This is a genomic window from Pantoea sp. RG18 (assembly GCF_025910075.1).
Taxonomy (GTDB): Bacteria; Pseudomonadota; Gammaproteobacteria; order Enterobacterales; family Enterobacteriaceae; genus Pantoea; species Pantoea agglomerans.
Genome location: NZ_JAPCIL010000002.1, coordinates 670899 through 695941 on the forward strand (window position 1 = coordinate 670899; position 25043 = coordinate 695941).

Genomic DNA, 25043 nt, shown 5'->3' on the forward strand with positions numbered 1-25043 from the left:
AAAGGGCAGGGGAGAGTCACTTAGTTTGAATATGCAAATCGCGTTTTGCAAATTACACCCGAATTAAGCAGTTTCCGTTTCACCCTCTGTTTCTGACTGATATTCAATATCTGAAAGCAGCACTTCAAACTCAAGCGTGGTCGTATACCCGCTGCCGCTCAGGCTATGCGTCACTTTGCTGATAATCCACGGCTGCGCATCGATCACCGACTTAAAGCCGCTCACCCTGACCGGCGTCTCCGGGTACAGGTCGGCACGTCCCATCGCGAGCGTAAGCGAGAACTCAGCAACGCCGCGCTGCAGCTTATCCCACTTTGCTTTAGCTGCCCGCATCGCTGCCGCTTTCGTCGCATATACGGTCGTCAGCGTAAAAATGTTGTCTTCAGTCCCTGCGAGATAATCGCCCTCTCTGGCCTCCGGTGTTTTGGTCGCAGTCGTCTTTTTCTTTTTAGCGGCGGGGTGCTCCAGCGCGCGCAGGTGCTTTACCTTCGGTTTGCGCTTCACCTTAACTTTCTTTGGCTTCGGGTCTTTGGTATGCAGCCAGCTCGCAGAGACGCCCGTGTATGCGCCACGGTCGGCAATGCTGAAGCTGTGCCGGTCGCCATCCTGTCGCGTAATCGTCATCTGCGGGATTGGCTTGCCGCTGGCGGTGACGGCGTTACCGGGCCGGATAAACAGAAGCCGCCCGGCCTTTACTGCCGCAACAGCGCCATAAAGCGTGGCGAGCCGCGTCAGGAATTTAGCGTCAGTTTCCTGCGTCTGGTCGATGTGAGCCACGGCAATTCCGGCGAAGCCATCGGCCAGCATTGGCTTTAAGTTATTGCGCCCGGCTATCTGCGTCACAACTTCCCCCAGAGTGGTGTCGTGATAGGACACCTCCCGGCGGGAATTGAGCGAGCCACGGAAATCAGCGCTGCGGGCACGAATGGTCATGGTGTCCGGCGCGCCGTGGTGCTCTACCTCATCCACCGTGAAATTACCTTTTCCGAAAAGCGTCTGGCCTTTCCAGCCGAGAAACAGCGTTATCACTGCGCCGCGTACAGGCATAGCCAGCTGCCCGTCGGCGTCGTCCAGCTCAATATCCAGCTGGTCAGCCTCAAAGCCGCGATTGTCGGTCAGCGTCATCGAGATAAGGCGATCCCGGATATTGGTTGTGACGTCATTAGAGTTAACCTTCAGCATGAAATCCGGCGTCAACTGCGCCCCGGCCTGCACCGGCAGGCTGCTTATCCCGATCATCCGAGCAGCCCCCCTGCAGTTGAAATCAGGCTACCGGCCGCCGACTTCACGCCGTCAATTGCTGACGTGAGCTGCCCTGGCAGATTGCTTGAGCCGCTGATAAGCCCGTCAGCCTGTTTCTTCAGATCGCCAAACATAGAGGTAAGCGACTCATCCACGCGCTTAAGGCTCAGGGTAAACATGATTTTGCTGGCCGTTCCGTTGGGGTAGAACTCGCTGAAGGTGTTAGAAATACTCTCGATCACGTACATGCCGTAAATCATGCCACTGCCGCCAATCAGCGGCCACGCCATCCCCTCGTCGGCCATCAGGCGGACGGTCATCAGCGACACCGATCCGCCTGTGATTTCCGGGCGCAGCTCCCCGGATAGCGTGATTTTTTCATCGCCCGGCCCGATAAACTGCGCCGCCGGACGCTGCCCGAACCGGCTGTTAGTGGGCCAGCGGTAGTCGATATTCTGCTGCATATCCCCGTAAGGCAGGGTCTGTCGCATAAACGGCATCATGCCGTAAATCATCATCATCGTTTAATCCTCCCAGCCCATTTTGCTGCGGTTCTGCGCCTGGCGGTTGCGCTGCTCTTTTGCCTGGTGCTGCGCCATCAGCGCCATTGCGTCGTCTTTGGTCATACCCTCATGCATGTTGATTTCATACTGATAGGTATTCTGGCTGCGGTCGGTGAATCCGCCTCCGGCTGACGGGGCTGAAACCGGGCGGTAAGGCGCGCCACCATAGGCAATGTTGTATTGCAGCCCGCCGGTATCTGCGCCCGCACCGCCGGTCGCTACCGGGTCAGGAGACGGTACTTTGTCTTTCAGGCCATCGGATTTCGTGTCGATAATGCCGAGCTTATCCAGCACCCAGTTGATGCCACCCATAAGCTGATCAAGCGCATGGCTCGGAATTTTCAGCGCCTCGGCCAGCATGTTGCCGAACTTCTTACCCATATCTCCGGCGGCGGCAAGTTCGGTCTGTGTGGACTTCACCGGCTCCAGCAGTTTGCCGAACCAGTCCCAAAGCTCTTTGACCTTGCCACCTACCCACTCAAACACCGGCTTCAGCGAACCGAAGGAATCACTGATCGGCCCCATCGCTGCGGTAAACCCTTCGGCCATGCCTGCTATAAAGGCGCTGATAGGCTCCCAGTATTTGCGCACCAGTAGCGCCCCGGCCACGATTGCCGCCACGACGGCCACCACCGGCAGCGTGATAGCGCCGAGCGCGGCCGTAATAGCTCCGCCCGCGATGCTGAATGCCGTGCCGAGGAACCCCGCACCGGCAATCAGGGTATTCACGCCCGCAATCACCGGCCAGGCTACCAGCCCGATAGCGCCCAGCGCCCCGGCCAGCATCAGTCCGCCCATTACCACTTTTGCAATACCGCCTGCCAGCGCAGGGTTTGCTTTAATCCAGTTATCAACCGTCAGCAGCAGCGCCGCCGAGTCCTGGGTAAGTGCGCGCAGGCTGCCGTCGTTCTGATCAAAGAGATCGGTGCCAATAGCCTCATAAGCAGACTGCAGCTCTTTCAGGTCGCCGCCGAGGTTATCCTGCATGACCTGGACCAGCTCGGCCGTTTTACCATCAGAGGCTTTAAACGTGGCGGTCAGTTGATCGAGCTTACCGGTTGAGGCGGCGGTCATCAGCACGGCGGCCGATGAGCTGGCCTCCTCGCCGAAGATGGTTTTCATATACTCGGCGCGCTGGCCCGTTCCCAGCTTGTGACTATCAAAACTCGCCTGCATTTCTTTCAGGATGGTGAATATCGGGCGGGTATTTCCTTTGCCGTCAGCCGTTTTAATACCCAGCTCTTTGATAGCCTTGAATGATTCACCGGTAGGAGCCTGCAGCCTGCTCAGCACGGCGCGGCTTCCTGTACCTGCCATTGAGCCTGTGATTTTGGCATCGTGCAGAGCGCCGACCATTGCTGCCGCCTGTTCGATGCTGACGCCCGCGTTTTTTGCTACCGGGGCGACGTATGTCAGCGAGTCGCTAAGCCCGTCAAAGTCAGCGGCCGTTTTATTCATGGTCATCGACAGCACGTCGCCGATGTGTGCGACCTTATCGTTTGAGAGCTGGAAGGCTGATTTCATCCCCATCAGCAGCCCGGCGTTTTCCTCCATCGTGCGCTTGTTAGCCAGCGCCATGTTGAGCGTGACCGGCGTAACGGCCTGAACGGCAGCGGCATCGCCGCCGCCTTTGGCAATAACGATTTGCGCACCTGCCGCATCATCGGCAGAGGCGGCGGTTGTATCGCCCAGCTGACGCGCCTGCGCACGCAGGGCTTTCATTTCCTGCGATTCTTTTCCCACGCCGAGCACGGCCTGCAGCTCGGAGTTCTTCTGTGCGAAATCAAATCCCGGCATCAGCAGCGACGTAGCTGCCATGCCGCCAACCGTGGCGGCACCGATACCGGCCGCGCCCATGTTGCGCACCTTACCCGACAGCTCCTGCCCTTTGCGGTAGCGTTCGCTGGTCTGGTTCAGCCGCTCCTGCTGTGCATTCAGTCGCTGCAGCTCCATTTTCTGACGGCTCAGGCTGACCGTAGCCTGCGCCGAGGCGGATTTCAGGCGCTGCTGCTCGCTGCTCAGGCTTTTGGTGGAAATCCCCGCTGCGTTAAGTGCCTCGCGCTGCTGCTGCACCGAAAGGCGCAGGCTGTTGGACTTCGTCTGCAGCTCCGACGCTGCCTGGCGGGCCTTTTCCAGTGCGCGGGCCTGCTGTGTTGTCGGGCGCTCCGTGTTTTTAAACTGCACGGCCAGCGCCGCTACCTCCTGTTTTGCGTCTTTGAGGCTTTGCTGCGTGACGGCCAGCTGCGCACTGGCCTTGCGGAAGCCATCAATTTTCCCCGCCTGTGCATCCAGCTCCTTAATAGTCGTCTGCGTCTGGCGTATATCAGACGAAAGATTTTTGGCTGCGGTCTGTACGGTTTTGAAGGGGCGCGAGGCTTTGTCTACAGCATTCAGCAGCACCTGAACCTTGAGGTTATTGCTCATCCGGGGTTGCTCCGCTGCGGATAAAGGCTTTATGCCGCCAGCCCATCAGCTCGGCCAGCGGCATGTCGTACATCTCGGAAGGTTGCCAGTGAAATATCGTGGCAATGTCGGCCATCAGGTCATTGACTGTCAGGCCGTGCGGCCAGTCTATTCGTCCGACTTCGACTGCAAAAAACCAATCACCTTGCCGCCCAGCGCAATCAGGTCAACCGGATCGAGGGCGTTACATTCGGCCTTTGTCAGTGCTGGCAGGGTAATGCGGGGCAGCACGGTCAGCAGGGAATCAACATCCGACTGGCACAGATCAGCCAGGCGCACGCCGCGCAGACTACCGGCATTCGGCTTAATCAGCTCCACGCTTTTGATTTCGGTTTCGCCGCGCATCAGCGGGGTTTCAAACTCAACAACGTTATCTTTCTTTTCCATGATTATTCTCTGTTCACTGTAGTCATTTAAAGCCAGCGACGTGCGCTGGCGTCAGGGTTTATACCAGGCCGAGGTTTTTACGGCGCTGCTCAAGACGGTCAACACCGTTGACCTTCTCCACCATGTTGATGGTGTCGATTTCGATCAGCTCTTTGCCGTTAAAGGTCAGCTTGTAATAGGTATTTTTGGAGGTGATTTTGGTTTCGGTATCTTCACCCTGTTTGGCTTCGCCAAAATCAAACGACTGATGCTTACCGCGCACCTCAATCTCTACCGCGATTTCCTCGCCGGTATCGTCGCGCTGGTAAGAGCCGGTAAAGCGCAGGGGAACGTTGGAAGCCCCCCACTGCGTGAGAACCAGCTCATCCATACCTCCGATGCTCCATTCAACATCGAGCGCGTCATCTTCCAGACCGTTATCAATAAAGGCCGCGCCGCTCATGCCGCCCGCGCGGAACGGGTCGAGCTTGCGCGCCAGCTTCGGCAGGGTGACGGCGGTGACGACGCCCTGATAGCTGTTGGCGTCGTTAAAAAGGTTCATGCCCTTCAGTTTGCGTGGCAGTGCCATTTATACGGCTCCTCAGCTGTTTACGGATGCGGCGAAGTTCGCCAGATAGGTGTCGGTAATGCGCTGGCGCAGGGTTAAATCTTCCAGCGGCGGAACCGGCGTATAGTCGTAATCAATAAAGAGCTTGCCCGCCTTCAGGGTATCTTTATCGTTGGCGCTTTCGTCATACCAGGCAGACGCACCCAGCAAATAACCGGCGTTAACCAGCTCGCGGAATTTCGCATTGATGCCCGCGATAATCTCGCGCACCAGAACCGGCGTCAGCGGCTTATCAACCGCCCACATGTGCGCCTCGGCCATCGTGTCGGCCAGCACCTGCGCGGTGCGGGTGTAGTTCTCAAACTGAAACAGCGGGTCATCGCTGCAGGTGCGGTTACCCCAGAAGCGGAAACCGTCTTTACGGATCAGCGTCGTTACGTCGGCCTTGTTGAGCAGGTCGGCATCGGTGCCGGTCTGCTGCAGATCCCAGAACACTGATGCGGAAATGCCGGTCACGCCGTTAACGCCGACGTTGGACAGGGTTTTATGCCAGCCGGTGTCATTGTCGATTTTGGCGCGCAGGCCCAGCGCGCGGGCGGTCGCAAAGGCGGTATCGGATTTGCTGGTCGCAGTGTTCCAGGCGAGAAAGTCCGGCCAGATAACCATGATTTCGCGCTGGCTGAAGTTCTGACGGTAAAGGCGGGCTTCGGAAATGGTTTTGCATTCCCACGCTGAAACGTAGGCGAAGGCGCGCAGCTGCTGCGCAATGCTGGCAAGCGCGGTTGCCACCGCCAGTGAATCCAGCCCCGGCACGCCGAGAATGCGCGGCTTGACGTCGAGCTGGGTCTGCGCGGCGAGCAGCGCTTTCATGCCGGTATACTGGCCGTTTTCATCCGTGCCGCCGATGATATTGGACGTGGTTTCGGCTTCGTCGGCTCCTTCAGCGACGCGCACGACGACGGTCACGGGTTTTGACTGGTCAGCAATGGCCTGCAGCGCGGCAGCGAGCGTGCCTTTTTTACCGGCCTTGCCGACAGCGGCCTGCACGTTGGTGATAAGTACAGGCGTATTGAGCGGGAAAGTTGCCGCATCCGCATCCTGCGCGGTGCAGACCATGCCGACGATTGCAGTTGATACGGTTGTAATGGTGCGCGTGCCGTCGTTGACTTCGACGACGCGGACACCATGATGATAATCTGACATCTGATGCACTCCGTTTTGAGGGTGTGCCTAGATTGCTGTTACTTTTTAATAGATGCAGCTTTGGCTTGTTTGCTAAGATGTCATCAAACAGCTTTAAGGTAGTGCCAGAGCCCCTGGTCTTTTTAATCACAATTTCCTTTCAAAAAAAATTAAATCCATTAACATAACCGCACACTAAATTGCCCCCCAGCAGTCGATAATTTCGTCTTTTAATTCAAGGAAAGAAAAATGCGCAGATTCGTGGTTGTTATTTTATTTTTCATGACAGGATGCACATACCCTACTAGTTCCAGTAGCACTGAAATTACAAATAAAATTCCCGCATCAGAAAGCGGAAGTGCACAAGCAAAAGAAAATAGATCGCTTGAGGAATTGTATGATGGAATAAGAAACATATTCCAGGTGAAGCAAGATGCTAACATGAAAGAGATTTATAACTTAAAATTACAACTTATCGCACTGCAAAATAGCATAAACTACATGAGGTCTAAGGATATACCTACTTCTACATCTACTTCTATTCCTATTTCTGGCTCCACTGCTGCAGCAACTCCCGTGCAAAGAACGATTTACGAAAATGAAAATTTAAACTACAGGCTATTAGAAATAAATAATACATTGACCAATATAAGCAACACCCTTTTCAAACCTTATATGGAAAAAACAGTCGCCGATATTATAAAATCGATTCTGCCACCACTTGCAGCTATACTCATCTTTTTTTGGGGCCTTTTAAACTTAAGGATCACAGAGGCTCGAGCGAAAATGTCTTTTATATCCCCCTTAATTAACAAATCTTCTGACGCAATCACTGCGGCATATACGAAGAAAGAAAACTCGATCCCCTTGAATAATGGCGATATAACCCAAATAATAGAGCCCATTGTTCAAATAAAAGAGTTTCTAAATGAGGACGGTCTTGTAGAGTTGATCGTGGAATCTAATTATCAAACATTCAAACTAGCAATGATGAACATGCCTTCAAATATTATAACTGAAGTGAGAGGTCGAAATATACTCAACTCCTATTTAACTAGCGCTGCAGGTCAGCTCAACATTAACAATATACAGAGCATCTTAAATGATCAGTATAACGCGGCATTAAGTGAAGTTATTGAATACAAAAATAAAGGAGTAAGTTTAAACACATGGATCAAGCGCATTTCGATTATTGTAGCTTCCATTTCAATATTATCAGTATATATATACGTTAGCGCAGTATAACAATGCACTTCAAGGAGACGTGTTGCTTGATACGATTGAATCCGGTCTACAACCGACTCCTTTTATTGTCTATTTCTCTGAGAATGACTTTAACATCAGTAATTATAGCCGCATGTTCAGCAGGAAGGATTTTGCGTCAGCATCATGCGTAGAGCCAAAGATGCTTTCGTTTACAAACATTTGGCATACTGCATACTGCATGCGGCATAAAAGAATAAAAGTAAGCCCCGTTACCGGGGCTCAGTCGGGCGAAACGGGCCAGTCACTCAGCGGGGCTGAAATGTCGCTCTGGCTCAGACTGACACGGTATTTTTTCCAGGCCGTCAGGCGTTCGCTATCTCCCTCCTGCGCCATATCCAGCTCAGCCGCATCGGTAAGCATCTGTATTTTTTCGCTCGCATCCCGGATGCGGGCTGACAGGATAGCCCTGCTGGCTTCCTCGCTCAGCACGGGCACAAGCGGCGGCCCTTTAACAACCCTGCCCCTGATCAGCTGGCAGTCAGGCCCGACGGACTCAAATTCTGCCTGACTCAATTCGGCCAGGCCCTGCGTCGCATAGCTGTCAGCATCCGACTGCGTGAAAGCAATCAGCATCGCATCAATGTAAAGTCGCTCATTGACCGCCACAAAATAACGGCTTTCGTAAGCTGAAACCGGCTCCGTGCCGGATCCCTCAACAATGTCTGCTTTGTCTTCGCTCATTTTTATCACCAGATTGCCAGAAGGTTAACGTTAAGGGCGGAATCGTTGTTGTTGTAGATACCGGCGTTACCCGCGCCGACACCGGTTGACCATACCGCCGGATCGCCGTTGATGCCGGTTATGAATACGGCTGGCGGAGCCGTAAAGGCTGCCGGGTATGTCCAGATGACGTTGGTCTTTGCCGGGATGCTCAGGTTCTGGCGGCACCATTGCGCGCCGTTCGGCAGCTTAATCCAGGCACCGTTACCGTTAGTGCCCGCCTGGAACTGCCCGTAGGCGACGGCGCTGTTAGCGCTATTGCCGCCAGCCACTGCAAAGCCCTGACCTGCATCTCCCCCTTTAAATGCATAGCCTCCCAGCATGAAACCCAGCCGGGCATTACTGACTGCGCTGTTAGTTTCTCCGGAGTTTCTGACCTGAAAATCCTGATTCGCGTTACCGTTAAGAGCGGCTTTCTGCGCCAGCAGAGTATTAACCTGCCCACGGTTCACCGCATGGCCGTCTGCGGTGGCGTCTTTGACGGAAAACTGCTGATTAACGTTGCCTGCAAGCAGAGCGCGCGCAGCCAGCTGATTCATCATTGTTGCTGAAAAGTTCGGGTCGTTACCCAGCGCGGCCGCCAGCTCATTCAGCGTATCCAGCGCTTCTGGGGAAGAGGCAACCAGCTGCGCGATTGCCGCCTGTACAAAGGCCGTCGTAGCCAGAAGCGTAGAGCTGTTGCCCGCAGCGGGTGTCGGGGCTTTTGGCGTGCCGGTAAATACCGGGCTTTCTTTGGGCGCGTACTGTTTATGCGGATCGGCTGCGGCAATGTGCTTTGCCATCAGGTCATCCGCATAGGCTTTAACCTCAATTATGGCATTATCGACGTACTTGCGCGTTGCCAGCACGACTGATGGATCAATTTTCAGCGTCACGGCCGTTGTGCTGTTCACTATCAAAATCATGCGCACGGTCTGCGTGCGGCCGCTACCTTCAGCCAACTGGGGCTTATAGGTTTCCGGGCAGTTAGCAACGGCAATCAGCACGCCGTCGGCGTCATACAGGCCAATCTCGCGGATCCAGAAACCGCCCTCGCTTTCCGGGATAATCTGCTCGGCGATAATCTGGCTGCTGTTTGCCGCGTCAACGGTCAGCGAATTAAGCTGCGCGCGGCGCTTCTCGCCGATGAGCTTAGTCTGCGCCGCGTCAGGCGTCGGCAGCGTGCCGCCACCGTCCCCGACTCCCAGTGATGTGATATTCACTTTTGTGCCGAGCGCGGCGGCGTTCGCCAGCTTAGCCGCGCCCTGATTGGTCAGCAGGGCAAAATATTTTGTCGTCATGCGCTCACTTCCGTCAGGTCAATAAGATGCACCGCCACGCCGGAATAACCCGGCCCGCCGACGCTGATAAGTTCAGGGGTGTAGGGATAAACGGTCAGCTCATCCCCGCTGTAGCTGGCAACGGCAACCGGCAGCGCGCCGTTCGCGTCCAGATTGATAGACAGGCCGATAAGGTGACGGCTGCAGGGCTTCGCGTCGGCTATCAGGCGCTCCAGCTCGTTATACATCTCCTCTGTAATGCCGGTATCGAGTACGCCCACGTCAAGTCGGAACGTGCCTGGCGTCTCATTAGTTTTCCACCACTCGATTATTTTGATGAGATAGCCCAGCGGCTCAACGACGCGTCGGATAGCGCCTATCGTGCCCTTGTGCCGGTGCACGTACTGCGAGGCGGCAACCACGGCGCGCTTTGTCGATTCCGGCCAGGCTGAATCCCAGCGATCAACCGACCATGCCCACGCCAGATAGGGCAGAAGCTCCACCGGGCAGGTCTGCGGATTCCACAACTGACGCAGCGGCACGCTCATCGCGCCGGGGCTTGCCAGCGCCTCAGCGGCAGCAATCTCAAGCGCTGACGAGCTGGTCGGCAGCAGGCGATCACTCATCCGAGCCTCCCACGGTCAGCGTGTAACCCGTGCAGTAAGCGGCCTGCGTTTTATCGAGCACCACGTCAGCAGCAGGCTTAATCAGGTTAACGCGCTGCACGCCCTCAACGTGCATGGCGGCATACAGCGCAGACAGGCGAATGTCCCGGCCGAGACGCTTCTGCGCGGTAATGTAGGCGGCGAGCTTTGCCTCAGAGGCGGCGCGGACTGGCTCCGCTTCCGGTCCCGGATAGAGGTACAGCTCGGCCACGATTTCGTAATTCACAATCTTCGCTGACTGCACGCTCACCCGGTCGGCAACCGGGCGCACGTCTTCATCATTGAGCGCAGCGTTAACCACGGCCAGCAAATCGTCGCCCGCCACGCCGCTGCCCTCACGCGCGAGCACTGTCACCGTGACCACTGAAGGCGACGGGCTGATGGCTGATGCATCGGCTACGCGGCCGTCGGCGCTTCTGGCATGGTATTCATACGCGCCTGTCGGCCCCGCAACGCTAAGCCCCTCAAACGCCGAGGCGATACGCAGCCGGAAATCGTCGTCACTTTCCATCACGGCGGCGGTCGGTGGAATGGTTGTATTGTCGGCCGGGGTAATGGTCAGGCGGGTTACGCCATTATTCGCGCCGAGCTGGTCAAGGTCGCCATCCAGCGCATAAGCCACCATAACGGCCTTTGCCGCCTCGTTGATGCGCTGGCGCAGGATCAGCTCACGATAGGCGTTCTCCTGCAGCAGTTTAACGATGGGTTCTGACTCCAGCGTCAGCGTGCGGGCGACGGCCTCCTGCTGGTCAGCAGGATAAAGGGAAATCAGCGTCGCCTTTCGCTCGGCCAGCAGGGTTTCATAGTCCAACGCCTCCACCACGTCAGGCGCGGGCAGCTGGCTCAGGTCGATAGTTGCCATAGTCTCAGCTCACAGGAACGGTTAAGGAAAAAGGCTGCGCGCGGTCGGTGCGGTTGCCGGACAGCTCAACCACCATTGCGCCGTTGATATCCGACTCAAAGCTGATGGCGGTCAGCTTTATGCGCGGCTCCCATTTCAGGATCGCCATATAGCAGGCCGACATAATCTGCAGGCGCAGCGCCTCGTTTTGCGGCTGGTCAATCAGCGCGGATAAAAGCGAACCATACTGGCGACGCATCACCCTCGTGCCGAGCGGGGTCAGCAGAATGTCCCGCACTGACTGCCGGATGTGATCGAGGTCGGTCAGCGTGCCGCCGGTTTCGCGGTTCATGCCGATGTATTTAGCGGTTGTCATATCGGTTCCCCCGTCTGGCCGCCGCTGTCGCCAGGATGTTTATGCTTGTGCAGAACCTTGCCGTTTGAGGACAGACTGCCGCCGGTATGTGTAACGTCGCCTTTCATCGTGCCGCCCTTGGTGACTTCCAGCTGCGCAGTTTTGAGCAGCGTTGTGCATTCCACTTCCGGCGAGTCGAACAGGATTTTTACCGCCGCTTTAATAGTTGCGGTCTGTATGCCGGTCGCAGTCAGCGCGCCGTTTTCCGGCTCGTACTCGATCACCGCGCCGTCAGGAAATGACCAGTGCAGCGCATCGGCCGAGGCTGACGGAGCCGGGTTGTCATCCGAGAAAATGCCCGGCAGCACAAAGCCGGTATCAAGTTCGCCGCCGAGGCACAGAACAAGCACCTGCTCGCCCACTGACGGCGCATTCCAGGAGCGGGTTTTACCCGCGCGGGCGCTCAGCCAGTGCAGCCAGCCGGTTGTGTTTTTTCCCGTATCGACACGGCACAGCCCGCCGTCCAGATTGACGGCGGACACGGTTCCGATGCGGATCAGGTTGCGCAGTAGGCGCTGGATTTCGGAGAGTTGTTCATTCATGACATTGAGAATGCACTATACCTTAACGCACTCTCAATCTAGGTGTGTATGCTGATGGACTAACGAACTAATTATCTCAGTTTTCAATAGAGTCTGTTATAAATATTGAGAAAACCTCCTCCTGCGTAATCCTAGTTTCACCAGACCATACCGATACGAACATATGGTGAATCCCTTTATACCAAGTCCCTTCCCAGTGCCTAGCAAAATAATTGCCATCACCTTGATGTACTGCATCAACAAATTCTTGATGATTTGCGTTATCTTCCTTTTCACCAGCTTCTACACCTGTATTCTCAACACGAAACAAAAAACGCAACTTTCTATCTGGTACGCTCTTATATTTAGCCTTGAATGATATCCCTGTACTTTTCTTAATGCTTCTAGAACATCTTTCATATTCATCATGCGAGGGGCTATCTTTGGATTTTTTTAGAGTTGCACTAATTTGTAGAGTATCTGGGTAAGAGTCTATAGGGGTCAGTTTTTTATAAACTTCATGATTTATCAAAAATTGCCTATAATCTCTTGGCTGCCCATCCTTTTTCAAATAGTTTGGCCTGACAAACTCTTGCTTTTCGTAAACTCCAGACTTCATTTTCTCTAATACACTAATAAATGGCTCATCAAAGCCAAGAAGGTTTACAAAGTTATCTCCTACTAATATAGAGTTCTTCGGGGCTTTTTGCTGAAGCTTCGCTGCTACATCGACATGATATGAAGTTGCAGTAACCTCATGGGAACCATGATATCCATATTTCCCCCAGATGACGTCTTCATCTTTACCATAGTCGATGCCAATACGAATACCTATTTTATCTGCCCCCATATCAACAAGCCTCGGGGAAACTACTTTTTTTACCATCTCTATCAAGAACACAGAGCAATTTAATGCATCAATAGCATGGTCCATAACCAAACCATCATTTTGCTTTCTGTTACTTCTGAAGAAAGCCATAACTGCATCACCCATTATTCTATGAACATGACCGTCGAAAGAATCAATTGTTTCAATTGCGCAGCGAATAATGTCGTTTTTTATTCCGAACACCTCAAGTGGCGTATAAGTCACTCCAAGCTTAGTTGATCCTATTATGTCCATAAAAAGCGTAATAGCATAACCATGCCGCATTTCATTTTCATGTTCTATATCTTCGAAATCCGGGTGGCATCCAAAGCTTTTTTGCATCTGACCATGCTTTCCAAATTTGTGTCTTACTAAATTCTTGACTCCGTAACTTTCAGGCGAAGATGTATAACTTTCTAAACCTGCCATGGAATCGCTACTACTTGATTCGAAAAACGCCTCATTGGAATCACTTAAAACTTGGCTTTTAATAATGTCACTTGTATTTTTCTTTGAAAGCTTTGCATCGAGAGAACGACCCAGCCCTTTATAAATATCTTCAATAGACATTGTGCACCTCTATATTTGAGAAAAAATTATAACCAAGACCATTAACCCAATCGTCATTAAAGACAATATAATGCATTCAATGGATTTTTTTTGATTTTCGTATTTATCAATTAGAGCTTTCGATAAATTGAAATTTAATGAAGCTAAAGAACTAACCATCTCCGCAGGTTTCTTTTCGTTTATTGCATTGATGTATTCACTTACATTTTTGTAGTAATACAAAGTATCAACGAAAGAAAAAATATTTTTTTTATTAGAATGGTTCAGAAAAGGAATCACGCCCTTTAAACAGTGAAAAATGGCCATTAATATTAGAACTATAGATGCTAAAGCTATCACAGATAATACGTATTTATCTCCAGCATTAGTTAGCTTATTAAGAAACTTGTCATAGTTAAGTAAAATTGCTGCAAGTAGCGCAGATGATAAACTTAATAGAATGGTTGATTTAGTGTTGGCACTATTAATGTAACCATCTGTTCTTAAGATGATTTTTATCATAAGCTCAATTTTTTGCGCAGAATCATCTCTGCGGCTATCGATGAAGCGACCCAAAAAAACACCAGTCAATAGGATTAATCTTTAATGATATTAATGATCAACTCCTCAATTATGTCAAGTGTGCCTTTATTGATTCCTAGCAAGGGACGCGCCTCGTATTGCACCTCTTTCCCTTTACGTGACGGCCGGTCGCGCAGCCCGAAATGATGCACGCGGGCCATGCGCTGCACGTTGCCCGCAAACTCGATCACGGCCTCATTCGGGCTGGTCTGCGTCTTCATATATTTGGCGGTGCGCAGCTTTGCGAACATCTCGCGCTTTATCCGGCCCTGTTTGCTGCGCACCGGCTGTGTTTTACGGGGCTTAAACGGCGTACCGTCAGGTGCCCGCTGGCGCTTAATATTCTGCTGCTGACTCGCACGCAGCTTCTTCGCGATATTGCGCGCCATTTCTTTACGCGCCGGGGCTGACAGGCTGTTGATAAGCGCCTCCAGCCGGTCATTTACCAGCTGCAGTTCGCTCATGTCTGCCACTCGCTGACCAGCTCGCCCTTGACGTAAAGCTGCACCGGCCGGGCGTCATTCTCCGGCAGCGGGTTCTCGCCGACGTGGGTTACGTGCAGTCCGTCGTCGGCCTGCTTCACGATCACGCGCTCGCTCAGCTGCAGCTCAATGCTGATATCGCTGGCCGTGTCGCTGATAACGTCAGCCTGAAAGGTAAAGCCCGTCCGGCGATTTTCCTCGCTTGCCATAATGTCGGGTTCATTCGTGCGCAGCCATGCCAGCAGCGGCACGATCAGCAGGTCGATGTTACCTGCGTAGTCGGTAATGACCATGTTAAGCCGGTACTGGTACTCAAACGACAGCGAGCTGGCAAGCGTCGAGACAATGCGCCCGCTGTCGATAAACACGTTCAGCGCGTCAGGGTTTCGCTGCAGCTCCGGCACGCTGTCGGTCAGCGCCTGGCGCAGCTGTTGAGGTTTCAGCATCGTGTTGTTCCTGGCAGTCTTTGATTATTTCGACCTGCAGCCCGCAGGCGGCGAGTGCGGCCTCAAGCTGGCGATTATCCGCCGCCAAATCGCCCGCCGTTTTAAGGCTGTTTCCCGGCACCGGGCAGCTTGTCACGCGCGGACACCCAATCCAGATAATCTCTGGCGCTGCTGAAGGCCGGGCGGGTGTGCAGCCGGATAACATCGTCAGGCAGAGCAGCAGCAGACCAGTCACGCAGTATCGGATTCGCATCGGTTTCTCTCTGTATGGTCATTTCACGGTTAAGCGCGGCCGTGCTGGCACGCCCCTGCATCAGCCGCAGCTCGGCCTCGCGTTTCTGGCTGGCCCTTGCATCGGCATCCAGCCGGGCTATCGCCCTGTCGCGGCTCTCGATACCGGCCGACAGCGTACCGATAATGCGCTGTGCGCTGGTCAGATCGTCCTTCGCGACTTTCCACCGCCAGCCGGTCACGCCCAGCGCCAGCAACGCGACGGCCAGAAGCAGCGCTATCAGGCGCGTCATGTCGCACCCCGCAGGCAGTAGGCTGTCTCATTCGCGCGGCGGTTCTCCAGCCCGCGATTTCTCACGCCCTTAACGAACACCCAGCGCCGCAGCTCATTACAGGCATCAAGCCAGTGCTGCAGCCTGATGTAACGGGCAAAAGTCGAGCTACAGGCCGCGCGCACGCCGACGTTAAAGGCGAATGACACGGCCGTGTCATAGACCGGCTGTGGCATATCGCTGCGCATACAGGCATCGATCCCGCGCTCGATGCGCATCACGTCATACACCAGATTAACCGCCGCCTGTCGCTCACTGATCTGGCTTTGCGGCGTCACGCCCTCGGTATGACCGATGCCGTTCGTCCAGACTCCGGCGCTGCACTGATAGGGCGATGTGCGGCATCCCTCGGCGTTGGCGATGAGCGCAAGCCCGGCCTCGGACGTTTTCAGGGTTTTGAACTGTGGCAGCAGCGCGGCAATTGCCAGCACGGCCACCACGGCGCAGCGTTTAGCGGTCTGGCTCAAGGTTCACCCCCCGCAGACGCTGCAGCTCATAGGTTTTGCGGCGGTAATGCCAGTTGATAAAGAACGTCGCAACATTAGTAATGAGAGTGATAACGGCCACGCCGGAACCGACCATAAAGGCGATATCCTGTGGCGTATGACGGCCGAACCACATCAGGATGAGGCCAATCAGGTAGTTGATCACAGAACTGATTTTTTCCATTTTTAGTCCCACAGGTTGACGGTTTCACCTGCTGAAGATTCAGGCAGATCGGGCAGCGTCACTTCGCAGCCGTGCGGCAGCACCGGCCCGCTTTCGGCCAGGCCCGGATTAGCCGCATAAACCAGCCCGACGGCCTGCCCGGTACGCCCGTAATAGCGCTGGCAGATTTCGTCAACGGTATCGCCCTGCTGCGCGTAAACGTTCATCAGAGCAGATCCACAATGCAGCCAGGCTTACCGGCGATGCGGCTGATACTGAATCGCGCGTCGCGCCAGTACTCGTCGGCGCTCGCCTCGATTTCGCCTGCCTTTTTTGTGCCGCTGGCGTCGTAGCCGCGATAGCGCTCAACGATAGTCGCGGCGGTCAGCGCACCGACGGCGGCAAGGTAGGCCGTAATCTTTTCGCTCTCGCCGTCCAGCGATTCCGCAGGCACGTCGGCCAGCACCTTAAAGCCCGCCGCAATCTGCGCGGCGCGCCAGTCGTACAGCTCGGCGTTCACTTCAGAAATTGCCGTCTTCACGGCCAGGCGCAGGCGCTGCGCCGTGACCGTTCCCTCATAGCGCAGCGAATCGCGCAGCTGCTGCAGGTCAACGTCAGGCCAGAAAAACGTATTCTTTACCGGCGGCTCGGCAGCGTCTGCCGGTCGCGGGGCGGGGATAACAACCGTGTTATTCATAATCGGCCTTTGAATAGGTGGGCGGTGGAGGACGGCGCAGACACTGAAAGTGCGTTGCCGTCCTGCCGCCCGTGCGCGGGGTCGCGTTCGGTCAGCGGCTGGCGATGGCCTGTTTTTTCATCGCCGTTCCCAGCCGCTCAATGTCTTTTTTGACGCCGCAGCCGTCGTGCAGCTGATGCGCCCTTGCAAGGTGGGTCATCGCCTCCGAAGCCCTGCCCGCATCGCGAAGCACATACCCGGTTATCTTGTGCAGCTTGGCGCGCACCTGATCGGGCATGTCTTCGGATTCCGTCATCGCAATGGTTGCCAGCAGCGGGTCTACATCGACCGGCGCTTTTGCCGTCCAGGCGCGCGTTGCCGCGCTGGCCACTTCTTCGGCCAGCAGGTAAGGCAGGCTTGCGCGTTTAAAGCCGTCAGGCGACACAAGGCCATGCGTCAGCGCATACCGGGCAATCTCCAGCGCGCCGGGCACGTCGCCCGCATCGAGCCGCCAGATCATGACGGTCATCAGCACGGCATCCTGTGCGCCTTTGCCTTTCTCCAGCACGCCTGACACCCACGGCAGGTACTCAGGCAGCAGCTGACGCTTCATTTCCGCCTTGCGCTCGTTAGAGTGCACTTTCTTCAGGCGGCGCTTGTCGTCGTTCAGCTTGATGAGCATCTGCTCATAGCCGCTGGCGTGGCGCAGCGGGTTGTCGGCGTTCTGCGAGGCTTCGATAGCCTGCTGGCGCATGCGATGACGTCGGGCAGGGCTTAACATGCGTTACGCCTCCGTTTTTTCGGTGCCAGCAGCGCCGCTTTCTGCCGCTGCTTCCTGCGTTGTGGCTGCAGGTGCAGCGAACTCACCGACTTCGATGTTTTCAACCAGGCAACCGGCCGCGTAATCCTCGATCACGTAGTCCTCGTTAATGGACTCATAGTTTTCGATGCGGTCGCGCTTCGGCACTTCGTCAATCAGGCGGCGGTGCGTGCCTTCCTGCCAGTAAATCGACAGGTTATCGGTGCGGGTGATAAACATGGCGTCAGCCGGGAAGTAAGGCACGCGCACCGCTGGCAGGCCGCCGATACGTTTCTGACTGATAATGACGTCAGCGGCCAGCTGCTCGGTATTGGCCTGCGACTGGTTGACGATCGGGAAGTATTTATCAGCCAGCAGCTGACGGCCCACGATAACAACCAGCTCCGGGTCTTCCTGATACCACGGCTCGATCAGGGTGTTGGTGGCATCCATCACCAGCGCATCAAGGTTGGCGTAATCACCGTTTTTGCCGACGCGGATTTTTTCAGAGACGACGGTGCCGTTTTCGTCGGTGATTTTGCTCATCACGCGCGCCGGTGCATCGTTGCGGTACTTCTGCAGCCAGCCCACGGCCACGTCCTGCAGCATAGGGTTCTTAGCGCGGTTCGAGGTTTTGGCGCGGGTCACGCCGTTGAAGCCGATCATGATGCGGTCAAGCGCCTGGCGCTTCACGATGGCGTCACGCAGACGGGCCTGAAAATCTTCATAACGCGCCCACAGGTCGAGCGTGTTATAGCGGATATGAAAGTCGTAGTTGACCTGCACACATTCGTAACCCTGCTTATCCAGCGCGGCAAAATCAGCAGTTTCGCGCTCATCGCCGCCTGCCGTGTCGGTCACGCTGGCAATCGAGCCGGATACGCCGATCCCGATCTTCTCGCCCTTCATTTCGGACACCGGCACGATGTTGACACGGGTCAGGAAGTCGGAAGACTCCTGCACGCGGCTCATCAGGGTCTGCGTGACCGACGGCTCAACGGTAAATTTCTTGTTCATGTCGTCGGTTTCGACGCCGTTAAGCTCGGCGAGGCGGGTCATGAACTGGTTAAACTTAAAGCGGGTATTCTTACGCATTGGCGTTCCTGTTTATCTCTGTGTTGGGTTTTAACGTTCAGGCCACGCCTGATTAGCAGTCGGTCTGCGCGCCGGACTTCGGATCGCTGCCGGTTGCCGCCGGGCGGCGGGTAAAGCTGCCGTCGGTCTGCGATAGCTGGCCCTGCAGCGCAGCGAAAGCGGCGCGGTCTTCCCCGGCCTGCTGCTCGATGGCCTCCAAGCGCGCGCTGACGGATTGCTCCAGCGCCGACAGTTCCTGCGTCTGGCTCTCCGCATTCAGCTGCACCTGCTCGGCGACGGCCGTTACCGCTGCGCTGACGTCGGCGAACTGCTCGCCGCTGGCCTTTTTCTGGCCGGTAAACATGGCAGTGATACGCGTCAGAAGGGACGGTGAAGGCTCCGCCACTTCTTCAAACTCGATCACGGTTTCTTCAGCGGCGGTAAAGAGGTTGCCTTTATCCAGCTTGCGGGACGCCAGCGGGTTAACTTTGGCCGTGGCGCTGAAGCTCAGAATCTCAGTGCCGAGGCTTGCCGGGTCGTCGGTGACGGCCAGGCCAACGAGATACGCCTCGCCCGTGTCGGCGAACTCAGGGTTAACTTCAATGGAGGTGTAGATTTTCTGGCGCGCTTTGGTCAGCTCGACCAGCTCCGGCGTCGGATCGATATGCCCGTAAAGGGCCAGCTTGCCCTTGAGCGGGCCGTCGCCGATTTCTTCGGCCTCGACGGCGGTCACGTCGCCAAAGCGGCGAAACGTGCTGTCGGCGGCATAGCCCCGGATGTGCTCCATGTTGATACGTGCGCCGTACATTTCCGGGCTGTAGTTTTTCGCCATCTGCGAAATCCAGTCACGGGAAATGACGCGGCCGTCAGTGGTTGCGCCTTCAACTGCGATACGAAAACGCTTTGCTTTGATTGCTGCCATTAATCAGGCTCCGGTCAGGTGTTGGGTCGGTTCGGGGCCAGTTTCCCCGTCGCCACACAATCCCTCAACGAATGCCAGCCCGCTGATGCATCAGCAAACAGGGACAGCAGGCGCGCCATTTTCGGCACCGGTAGCCTTGCCGGTATGAAAACGACACCGACAACCATCATCAGCGATCCGCGCCGTCAGGCTGCGCTGCTTTACTGGCAGGGTTATTCCGTGCGCCAGATTGCGGAGACGCTCGGACAGAAAACGCCAACCGTGCAGAGCTGGAAACTGCGAGATGCGTGGGACAACGTTGCGCCCATCAGTCGCGTTGAATCCAGCATGGAAGCCCGGCTGATCCAGCTCATCATGAAAGAGGTAAAGGGGAATGGTGATTACAAAGAGATAGACGCGCTCGGCCGTCAGATTGAGCGCCTTGCCCGCGTTGAGCGATACCGCAGCAGCGGCAACGAGGCCGACCTAAATCCGAACGTGCGCAACCGCAACCGTGGCGAGCGCCAGCCGGTTGTTAAAAACGAGTTCAGCGACGAGCAGATCGACAAGCTGACTGGCGTGTTTATGGATAACTGCTTTGAGTATCAGCTCAACTGGCACCGCGCCGGGCTGACTCATCGCATCCGCAATATTCTGAAGAGCCGCCAGATTGGCGCAACGTTCTACTTTGCCCGTGAGGCGCTGATAGACGCGCTGACCACCGGGCGCAACCAGATTTTTCTCTCAGCCAGTAAGGCGCAGGCGCACGTCTTTAAGAACTACATTATCGACTTTGCCCGTCAGGCTGACGTTGACCTGAAAGGCGATCCCATCGTGCTGCCGAACGGCGCGCGCCTGATATTCCTCGGCACGAACGTGCGCACCGCGCAGAGCTACACCGGCAACCTCTATCTGGATGAGTATTTCTGGATCCCGAAATTTCAGGAGCTGCGCAAAGTTGCCAGCGGCATGTCGCTGCACAAGAAGTGGCGCACGACATACTTTTCCACGCCGTCGGCCCTGTCGCACAGCGCCTATCCGTTCTGGTCAGGCGAGCTGTTTAACAAAGGGCGGCGCAGCAAAGATGATCGCATCGAGATAGACCTGTCGCATTCTCACCTGGCGAAAGGCGCACTGTGCGGTGACGGGCAGTGGCGGCAGATCGTCACGGTTGAGGATGCGCTCACCGGCGGCTGCAACCTGTTCGACATTAACCAGCTGCAGCTTGAATACAGCCCGGCGGAATATCAGAACCTGCTGATGTGTGAGTTTGTCGACGACGAGGCGAGCGTGTTCCCGTTCGCCGAGCTGCAGAGCTGCATGATCGACAGCCTGGAAGAGTGGGAAGACTTTAACCCGTACCTGCCGCGCCCGTTTTCATTCCGGCCGGTCTGGATCGGTTATGACCCGTCGCATACGGGCGACAGCGCAGGCTGTGCGGTAATCGCGCCGCCGCTCGTTGCGGGTGGGAAATTCCGCGTGCTGGAGCGCCACCAGTGGCGGGGCATGGACTTTGCCGCGCAGGCGAAATCTATCGAGGACTTAACGAAAAAATACACCGTGGAATATATCGGCGTGGATGCAACCGGTATCGGCCAGGGCGTTTTCCAGCTGGTACGCCAGTTTTACCCGGCCGCGCGGGAAATCAAATACTCGCCGGAAGTAAAAACGGCAATGGTGCTCAAGGCAAAAGACACCATCAGCAGCGGGCGGCTTGAGTATGACGCCGGGGCGACGGACATCACGCAGTCGTTTATGGCTATCCGCAAAACCATGACGGCCAGCGGCAACCGCTCAACCTATGAGGCGAGCCGCAGCGAAGAGGCCAGCCATGCCGACGTCGCCTGGGCAATCATGCACGCACTGTTAAACGAACCGCTTACCGCAGCCAGCGGCAGCGCTAACCCCTCAATTCTGGAATTTTACTGATGAGCAAACGCAGAGGCCGCAAGGCTCACACCGCCACCGCGCAGCCGTTACAGGCTACCGCACCGCAGCAGCACGCCGAGGCGTTTACCTTTGGCGATCCGACGCCGGTCATGGATAAGCGCGACATTCTGGATTACGCCGAGTGCATCGGTAACGGGCGCTGGTTTGAGCCGCCGGTCAGCTTTAGCGGGCTGGCTAAGAGCCTGCGCTCGGCCGTGCATCACAGCTCGCCGATTTACGTAAAGCGCAACATTCTGGCCTCAACGTTTATTCCGCACCCGATGATGAGTCAGCAGGAGTTCAGCAAGTTTGCGCTGGATTATCTGGTCTTCGGTAACGCCTTTGCCGAGCTGCGCCGTAACAGCCTGGGTAAGCCGCTGCGCCTTGAAACCACACCGGCCAAATTCACACGCAGAGGCGTGAAGGATGGCGTTTATTGGTTTGTGAATGACTGGAAAGAGCCGCACGAATTTTCGGCCAGCAGCGTGTTTCACCTGCTGGAGCCGGATATTAATCAGGAGCTTTACGGCCTGCCGGAATACCTCAGCGCGCTTAACTCCGCCTGGCTGAATGAGGCGGCAACGCTGTTCCGCCGCAAGTATTACCAGAACGGCGCGCACGCCGGTTACATCCTGTATATGACCGACGCGGCGCAGAGCAGCAGCGACGTTGACCGGATGCGCCAGGCGATGCGCGACACGAAAGGGCTGGGTAACTTCCGCAACCTGTTTATGTACGCGCCGAACGGTAAGCCGGACGGCATAAAGATCCTGCCGCTCAGTGAAGTGGCGACGAAAGACGATTTCTTTAACATCAAGAAGGCCAGTCGCGACGACCTGTTAAGTGCGCACCGCGTACCGCCGCAGATGATGGGGATTATCCCCGACAACTCCGGCGGATTCGGTGACGCAGTGAAAGCATCGCAGGTCTTTGTTCGTAATGAGCTGACCCCACTGCAAGAAAGATTTAAAGAATTGAATAGTTGGTTAGAGCTCGAAGTTATTAATTTTAAAACTTATCAACTATAAAGGAAGGGGCACTGCCCCTTCCTTTATAAAAAATTGAAATGTCCTTTGAGAGCATCATCGTCATTTTTTATTTTATTAAAGTTCACTTCGTACAACTCAACATACAGTTTTATCATTTTTTCTCTCAGTTGTTTTTTTATCTCGAATTCTAACCCTAATCTTTTTGAAATTGACTCTAAGGTTATAGCCCCACTAGTAACTGGCTTGTTACTTAACCTTGGATCAGAGTCAAAAAGATCTAAAAATAATTCGTAACTCTTTTCAACAGACAAATCATCTGCTTTAAAAAAAGGTAAAAGCACAACTTCATCAAGATGATTTAAGCCTGAATCATTCAATGTAAAGGTATTCATCCACGAGTATTTTCGATATGGAATAGGTATACCGCTATATCGCAACCTTACTTTTTCATCCTTATCCTTATCCTTAACGGCAGTCAGATTGGTTTTTAATGAATTAGATAGATAAATGTAGAGATCATTAACTTCCTTATCATTAGGAGAACTCCAGCAATCAATATCGAATTTTTCGCACAAAGGTATCAACATTAACTTGATAGTATTTTCGCGCTCAATCTCGATCAAAAACTTAATGACGTTTGCGAACTTCGTATCAAAACATATGCTTTTAGATAACTCTTCATAAAAAGATGGTTTTTTATCAACGCTTAAGTTTTTTACGAATTCAGCAGCGTGATATTCCTGTATTGACTTATGGAGAAATACATATCTATTAAAACCATCTTTTTGAATCAAACATGTAACTTTTATAAAGTCCTGCAAAAGATCTTCAGGCTTATTTTTGTCGTTAAGTAATCCGTTCACCTTCATTGAAGACTCAACATATCTTGACAAGCTAATCTCAGTAAAATCTAAATTACTATCATTCAGTGACATAAAGCATAGCGCATTAAAACACTCAAAAGCTTCCTTGTAACTTAAGGGGGATGATTTTTCACGATCGTGATTTTTTATCTTATCATGCCGCAAATATAAAGTTACGAATAAACTCGAGTAGAAATCTACTGCACTTTCAGGAACAGAATCTAAATAAGGATAGCTCACATAAAACAAATTTACTAAGATTGGCAAATTCATTACTTCTGATAAATTATCATTTTTAGAGAGAGTTTCCAGTAAAGCTGGCATTAAGTCAGCATCAATTCCATTTTTTATATTCAGCTTGCTAATAATAGAAATGATGTCTTCTTTACTTAAAAACTCTACTTTGTAGTTTGTAATGTTTGGCTCATTGCAAATCCTAGTATCGGGCCGCGTTGTAGTTATCATCTGAGTAGATAATTGATTATTTATACTTAATATTTCATCCATGACTGTTGAAACATACTCAGAGTTTATTTCATCAAAGCCATCTAACATAAGGATAACCTTGTGACTCTTTAACAACTCAATCACGCTTTTTTCAGATGCAGCTATTCCACAGTCTAAAAGAATCATTTCTAAATATTTTTTCACCCCAACTTTTTCTGCTTTCCTAAGCTCTATAAAGAATGGGATTTTCTCGCCTATTTTAAGCTGCTCAATAAAAATCTTTCTTAAAATCGTACTTTTTCCCTGCCCAGCTATTCCAATAATATTGATGAAGTTACTATCCTGAATTAAAAACCCATCTTGAACGATAAGCTGGTTACTCTCAGAGCTATTTACTTCTTTTATCTTTAAAGGATGATAAACTTCGTTAAGATAAACATCACTTTCAGGACTTTGTATGGTTCTAATCTTTAATGTTCGAGACACATGCTTAATTAGAAAAGATGTATAACATTCATCTTTATTTAATTCTTCAATTATTTTCTTGCCGCCTAATAATTTTTTATCCCATTTAGAGCTTAAAACTTGCTCTAATAATAATTTGGTTGCAGTGCCTACGGTTGCCTTAATTAACTCTGAAACTAATGGATCCATGTTCGCTCCTAGGTTTAGTTTTAATAATAATCCAACATTATTATTACTCAAATTAAGAATAAAACGCTACTTAAACTATGCTCGCGCGCAATGCTATCCCCGCCACGCCTGCCCGCTTTATGTATCGCTTTTCATGCATGTGCATGTACTACCTCTGAGCGCGCCAGCTCTGGCCTTACAAACGCATAGCGATCCAATTTGGATCATGCGGATTCATGCAAGCATATGCATTTTGATGCAGAAGCAAAAAGCCACCTAAAAGGTGGCTAATGAACGGTAGAGAAGGGGCAATTAATCATTCAGCCTGGCAGTATATGGCAGCTTCGAAAACAGATGTGTCGATTGTGCCTGCCATGTCACTGATCATCGACAGTGCCATTTTTAATTCATCTTCTTTGCAGTGTGCGATCAGTGATATGTCAGCAACGAACTGAATGCGTGCAACCGTTTCACTTAGATTATCTATGTTCATCAAATGATTAACTCCTTCTAGTCAAAAAAT

31 protein-coding genes are annotated in these 25043 nt (G+C 53.5%); 3 read left to right on the top strand and 28 right to left on the bottom strand.

From position 1 onward, the window contains the following. Positions 1-63 precede the first annotated feature (63 nt). The 7 genes from OK409_RS03495 to OK409_RS03525 are packed head-to-tail and all read right to left on the bottom strand — an operon-like array spanning position 64 to position 6405. Positions 64-1239, bottom strand: coding sequence for a phage late control D family protein (locus OK409_RS03495; RefSeq protein ID WP_264366751.1), 1176 nt, complete (start codon positions 1237-1239; stop codon positions 64-66). After that, entirely contained in the window at positions 1236-1763 is a 528-nt protein-coding gene (locus tag OK409_RS03500) for a phage tail protein (RefSeq protein WP_192033513.1), read from the bottom strand. The genes OK409_RS03495 and OK409_RS03500 overlap by 4 nt, the downstream gene beginning before the upstream one ends. 3 nt (positions 1764-1766) lie before the next feature. Next, positions 1767-4229: a phage tail tape measure protein gene (locus OK409_RS03505; RefSeq protein WP_264366752.1), complete on the bottom strand. Its 2463-nt coding sequence runs from the start codon at positions 4227-4229 to the stop codon at positions 1767-1769. Continuing rightward, complete coding sequence (locus tag OK409_RS03510) at positions 4219-4344, bottom strand: GpE family phage tail protein (RefSeq protein ID WP_071778604.1); 126 nt, start codon at positions 4342-4344, stop codon at positions 4219-4221. Before OK409_RS03510 ends, OK409_RS03505 begins: the two co-directional genes overlap by 11 nt. A gap of 32 nt (positions 4345-4376) precedes the next feature. Then, positions 4377-4655: a phage tail assembly protein gene (locus tag OK409_RS03515; RefSeq protein ID WP_031594560.1), complete on the bottom strand. Its 279-nt coding sequence runs from the start codon at positions 4653-4655 to the stop codon at positions 4377-4379. Between the two features lie 58 nt (positions 4656-4713). Then, positions 4714-5223: a phage major tail tube protein gene (locus OK409_RS03520; protein WP_264366753.1), complete on the bottom strand. Its 510-nt coding sequence runs from the start codon at positions 5221-5223 to the stop codon at positions 4714-4716. 12 nt (positions 5224-5235) lie between these two features. Continuing rightward, entirely contained in the window at positions 5236-6405 is a 1170-nt protein-coding gene (locus OK409_RS03525; RefSeq protein ID WP_086905990.1) for a phage tail sheath protein, read from the bottom strand. A gap of 228 nt (positions 6406-6633) precedes the next feature. Here OK409_RS03525 and OK409_RS03530 point away from each other — a divergent pair, with 228 nt between their 5' ends. Beyond that, positions 6634-7629 (top strand): hypothetical protein, encoded by a 996-nt coding sequence (locus OK409_RS03530; RefSeq protein WP_264366754.1) that lies wholly within the window; start codon positions 6634-6636, stop codon positions 7627-7629. A 240-nt stretch (positions 7630-7869) separates the two neighbouring features. Here OK409_RS03530 and OK409_RS03535 read toward each other — a convergent pair whose 3' ends face one another. The 19 genes from OK409_RS03535 to OK409_RS03625 all read right to left on the bottom strand — a co-directional run bounded on the left by OK409_RS03535 (position 7870) and on the right by OK409_RS03625 (position 19680). After that, positions 7870-8331, bottom strand: coding sequence for a tail fiber assembly protein (locus OK409_RS03535; RefSeq protein ID WP_264366755.1), 462 nt, complete (start codon positions 8329-8331; stop codon positions 7870-7872). Between the two features lie 5 nt (positions 8332-8336). Further along, positions 8337-9650, bottom strand: coding sequence for a phage tail protein (locus OK409_RS03540; protein ID WP_264366756.1), 1314 nt, complete (start codon positions 9648-9650; stop codon positions 8337-8339). Then, positions 9647-10255: a phage tail protein I gene (locus OK409_RS03545; protein ID WP_264366757.1), complete on the bottom strand. Its 609-nt coding sequence runs from the start codon at positions 10253-10255 to the stop codon at positions 9647-9649. Before OK409_RS03545 ends, OK409_RS03540 begins: the two co-directional genes overlap by 4 nt. Beyond that, positions 10248-11156 carry a baseplate assembly protein gene (locus tag OK409_RS03550; protein WP_264366758.1) on the bottom strand — a complete coding sequence of 303 codons (909 nt, stop codon included), beginning with the start codon at positions 11154-11156 and terminating at the stop codon, positions 10248-10250. The genes OK409_RS03545 and OK409_RS03550 overlap by 8 nt, the downstream gene beginning before the upstream one ends. A gap of 4 nt (positions 11157-11160) precedes the next feature. Then, entirely contained in the window at positions 11161-11511 is a 351-nt protein-coding gene (locus tag OK409_RS03555; RefSeq protein WP_264366759.1) for a GPW/gp25 family protein, read from the bottom strand. Next, on the bottom strand, positions 11508-12092 hold the full coding sequence (locus tag OK409_RS03560) for a phage baseplate assembly protein V (RefSeq protein WP_264366760.1): 585 nt from the start codon (positions 12090-12092) through the stop codon (positions 11508-11510). Before OK409_RS03560 ends, OK409_RS03555 begins: the two co-directional genes overlap by 4 nt. 76 nt (positions 12093-12168) lie before the next feature. Continuing rightward, positions 12169-13509, bottom strand: coding sequence for an adenylate/guanylate cyclase domain-containing protein (locus OK409_RS03565; protein ID WP_264366761.1), 1341 nt, complete (start codon positions 13507-13509; stop codon positions 12169-12171). Between the two features lie 9 nt (positions 13510-13518). Continuing rightward, on the bottom strand, positions 13519-14064 hold the full coding sequence (locus OK409_RS03570; RefSeq protein WP_264366762.1) for a hypothetical protein: 546 nt from the start codon (positions 14062-14064) through the stop codon (positions 13519-13521). A gap of 20 nt (positions 14065-14084) precedes the next feature. Beyond that, the gene (locus OK409_RS03575) at positions 14085-14534 is read right to left on the bottom strand and encodes a phage virion morphogenesis protein (RefSeq protein ID WP_264366763.1); all 450 of its coding nucleotides are present in this window, start codon (positions 14532-14534) and stop codon (positions 14085-14087) included. Continuing rightward, complete coding sequence (locus tag OK409_RS03580) at positions 14531-14998, bottom strand: phage tail protein (protein WP_264366764.1); 468 nt, start codon at positions 14996-14998, stop codon at positions 14531-14533. The genes OK409_RS03575 and OK409_RS03580 overlap by 4 nt, the downstream gene beginning before the upstream one ends. Continuing rightward, positions 14931-15203 (bottom strand): Rz1-like lysis system protein LysC, encoded by a 273-nt coding sequence (gene lysC / locus OK409_RS03585; RefSeq protein WP_264366765.1) that lies wholly within the window; start codon positions 15201-15203, stop codon positions 14931-14933. The genes OK409_RS03580 and lysC overlap by 68 nt, the downstream gene beginning before the upstream one ends. After that, positions 15100-15522 (bottom strand): Rz-like lysis system protein LysB, encoded by a 423-nt coding sequence (gene lysB / locus OK409_RS03590; protein ID WP_264366766.1) that lies wholly within the window; start codon positions 15520-15522, stop codon positions 15100-15102. The genes lysC and lysB overlap by 104 nt, the downstream gene beginning before the upstream one ends. After that, positions 15519-16028, bottom strand: a complete 510-nt coding sequence (locus tag OK409_RS03595) for a lysozyme (RefSeq protein ID WP_264366767.1) — start codon at positions 16026-16028, stop codon at positions 15519-15521. The genes lysB and OK409_RS03595 overlap by 4 nt, the downstream gene beginning before the upstream one ends. Continuing rightward, entirely contained in the window at positions 16012-16230 is a 219-nt protein-coding gene (locus OK409_RS03600; protein ID WP_064704197.1) for an HP1 family phage holin, read from the bottom strand. Before OK409_RS03600 ends, OK409_RS03595 begins: the two co-directional genes overlap by 17 nt. 2 nt (positions 16231-16232) lie before the next feature. Continuing rightward, positions 16233-16436 carry a tail protein X gene (locus OK409_RS03605; RefSeq protein WP_031592803.1) on the bottom strand — a complete coding sequence of 68 codons (204 nt, stop codon included), beginning with the start codon at positions 16434-16436 and terminating at the stop codon, positions 16233-16235. Further along, positions 16436-16906 (bottom strand): head completion/stabilization protein, encoded by a 471-nt coding sequence (locus OK409_RS03610; RefSeq protein ID WP_150043895.1) that lies wholly within the window; start codon positions 16904-16906, stop codon positions 16436-16438. The genes OK409_RS03605 and OK409_RS03610 overlap by 1 nt, the downstream gene beginning before the upstream one ends. A 91-nt stretch (positions 16907-16997) precedes the next feature. Further along, positions 16998-17666 (bottom strand): terminase endonuclease subunit, encoded by a 669-nt coding sequence (locus OK409_RS03615; RefSeq protein WP_187484194.1) that lies wholly within the window; start codon positions 17664-17666, stop codon positions 16998-17000. Positions 17667-17669: 3 nt separating this feature from the next. Continuing rightward, on the bottom strand, positions 17670-18779 hold the full coding sequence (locus tag OK409_RS03620; RefSeq protein WP_264366768.1) for a phage major capsid protein, P2 family: 1110 nt from the start codon (positions 18777-18779) through the stop codon (positions 17670-17672). Between the two features lie 52 nt (positions 18780-18831). Next, positions 18832-19680, bottom strand: a complete 849-nt coding sequence (locus OK409_RS03625) for a GPO family capsid scaffolding protein (RefSeq protein ID WP_264366769.1) — start codon at positions 19678-19680, stop codon at positions 18832-18834. A 144-nt stretch (positions 19681-19824) separates the two neighbouring features. Between OK409_RS03625 and OK409_RS03630 the strand changes: the two genes are divergently transcribed. After that, positions 19825-21588, top strand: a complete 1764-nt coding sequence (locus OK409_RS03630) for a terminase ATPase subunit family protein (protein ID WP_264366770.1) — start codon at positions 19825-19827, stop codon at positions 21586-21588. Beyond that, positions 21588-22616: a phage portal protein gene (locus OK409_RS03635; protein ID WP_264366771.1), complete on the top strand. Its 1029-nt coding sequence runs from the start codon at positions 21588-21590 to the stop codon at positions 22614-22616. The genes OK409_RS03630 and OK409_RS03635 overlap by 1 nt, the downstream gene beginning before the upstream one ends. A 23-nt stretch (positions 22617-22639) precedes the next feature. Here OK409_RS03635 and OK409_RS03640 read toward each other — a convergent pair whose 3' ends face one another. Then, positions 22640-24541: an NACHT domain-containing protein gene (locus OK409_RS03640; protein ID WP_264366772.1), complete on the bottom strand. Its 1902-nt coding sequence runs from the start codon at positions 24539-24541 to the stop codon at positions 22640-22642. Between the two features lie 295 nt (positions 24542-24836). Then, positions 24837-25013 (bottom strand): hypothetical protein, encoded by a 177-nt coding sequence (locus OK409_RS03645; RefSeq protein WP_182685716.1) that lies wholly within the window; start codon positions 25011-25013, stop codon positions 24837-24839. Positions 25014-25043: the final 30 nt, after the last annotated feature.

Excerpts from the sequence above, each read along its gene's own strand:
- OK409_RS03495 (WP_264366751.1), bottom strand. The coding sequence starts at position 1,239 with ATGATCGGGATAAGCAGCCTGCCGGTGCAGGCCGGGGCGCAGTTGACG.
- OK409_RS03500 (WP_192033513.1), bottom strand. The coding sequence starts at position 1,763 with ATGATGATGATTTACGGCATGATGCCGTTTATGCGACAGACCCTGCCT.
- OK409_RS03505 (WP_264366752.1), bottom strand. The coding sequence starts at position 4,229 with ATGAGCAATAACCTCAAGGTTCAGGTGCTGCTGAATGCTGTAGACAAA.
- OK409_RS03510 (WP_071778604.1), bottom strand. The coding sequence starts at position 4,344 with ATGGCCGACATTGCCACGATATTTCACTGGCAACCTTCCGAGATGTAC.
- OK409_RS03515 (WP_031594560.1), bottom strand. The coding sequence starts at position 4,655 with ATGGAAAAGAAAGATAACGTTGTTGAGTTTGAAACCCCGCTGATGCGC.
- OK409_RS03520 (WP_264366753.1), bottom strand. The coding sequence starts at position 5,223 with ATGGCACTGCCACGCAAACTGAAGGGCATGAACCTTTTTAACGACGCC.
- OK409_RS03525 (WP_086905990.1), bottom strand. The coding sequence starts at position 6,405 with ATGTCAGATTATCATCATGGTGTCCGCGTCGTCGAAGTCAACGACGGC.
- OK409_RS03530 (WP_264366754.1), top strand. The coding sequence starts at position 6,634 with ATGCGCAGATTCGTGGTTGTTATTTTATTTTTCATGACAGGATGCACA.
- OK409_RS03535 (WP_264366755.1), bottom strand. The coding sequence starts at position 8,331 with ATGAGCGAAGACAAAGCAGACATTGTTGAGGGATCCGGCACGGAGCCG.
- OK409_RS03540 (WP_264366756.1), bottom strand. The coding sequence starts at position 9,650 with ATGACGACAAAATATTTTGCCCTGCTGACCAATCAGGGCGCGGCTAAG.
- OK409_RS03545 (WP_264366757.1), bottom strand. The coding sequence starts at position 10,255 with ATGAGTGATCGCCTGCTGCCGACCAGCTCGTCAGCGCTTGAGATTGCT.
- OK409_RS03550 (WP_264366758.1), bottom strand. The coding sequence starts at position 11,156 with ATGGCAACTATCGACCTGAGCCAGCTGCCCGCGCCTGACGTGGTGGAG.
- OK409_RS03555 (WP_264366759.1), bottom strand. The coding sequence starts at position 11,511 with ATGACAACCGCTAAATACATCGGCATGAACCGCGAAACCGGCGGCACG.
- OK409_RS03560 (WP_264366760.1), bottom strand. The coding sequence starts at position 12,092 with ATGAATGAACAACTCTCCGAAATCCAGCGCCTACTGCGCAACCTGATC.
- OK409_RS03565 (WP_264366761.1), bottom strand. The coding sequence starts at position 13,509 with ATGTCTATTGAAGATATTTATAAAGGGCTGGGTCGTTCTCTCGATGCA.
- OK409_RS03575 (WP_264366763.1), bottom strand. The coding sequence starts at position 14,534 with ATGAGCGAACTGCAGCTGGTAAATGACCGGCTGGAGGCGCTTATCAAC.
- OK409_RS03580 (WP_264366764.1), bottom strand. The coding sequence starts at position 14,998 with ATGCTGAAACCTCAACAGCTGCGCCAGGCGCTGACCGACAGCGTGCCG.
- lysC (WP_264366765.1), bottom strand. The coding sequence starts at position 15,203 with ATGTTATCCGGCTGCACACCCGCCCGGCCTTCAGCAGCGCCAGAGATT.
- lysB (WP_264366766.1), bottom strand. The coding sequence starts at position 15,522 with ATGACGCGCCTGATAGCGCTGCTTCTGGCCGTCGCGTTGCTGGCGCTG.
- OK409_RS03600 (WP_064704197.1), bottom strand. The coding sequence starts at position 16,230 with ATGGAAAAAATCAGTTCTGTGATCAACTACCTGATTGGCCTCATCCTG.
- OK409_RS03605 (WP_031592803.1), bottom strand. The coding sequence starts at position 16,436 with ATGAACGTTTACGCGCAGCAGGGCGATACCGTTGACGAAATCTGCCAG.
- OK409_RS03610 (WP_150043895.1), bottom strand. The coding sequence starts at position 16,906 with ATGAATAACACGGTTGTTATCCCCGCCCCGCGACCGGCAGACGCTGCC.
- OK409_RS03615 (WP_187484194.1), bottom strand. The coding sequence starts at position 17,666 with ATGTTAAGCCCTGCCCGACGTCATCGCATGCGCCAGCAGGCTATCGAA.
- OK409_RS03620 (WP_264366768.1), bottom strand. The coding sequence starts at position 18,779 with ATGCGTAAGAATACCCGCTTTAAGTTTAACCAGTTCATGACCCGCCTC.
- OK409_RS03625 (WP_264366769.1), bottom strand. The coding sequence starts at position 19,680 with ATGGCAGCAATCAAAGCAAAGCGTTTTCGTATCGCAGTTGAAGGCGCA.
- OK409_RS03630 (WP_264366770.1), top strand. The coding sequence starts at position 19,825 with ATGAAAACGACACCGACAACCATCATCAGCGATCCGCGCCGTCAGGCT.
- OK409_RS03635 (WP_264366771.1), top strand. The coding sequence starts at position 21,588 with ATGAGCAAACGCAGAGGCCGCAAGGCTCACACCGCCACCGCGCAGCCG.
- OK409_RS03640 (WP_264366772.1), bottom strand. The coding sequence starts at position 24,541 with ATGGATCCATTAGTTTCAGAGTTAATTAAGGCAACCGTAGGCACTGCA.
- OK409_RS03645 (WP_182685716.1), bottom strand. The coding sequence starts at position 25,013 with ATGAACATAGATAATCTAAGTGAAACGGTTGCACGCATTCAGTTCGTT.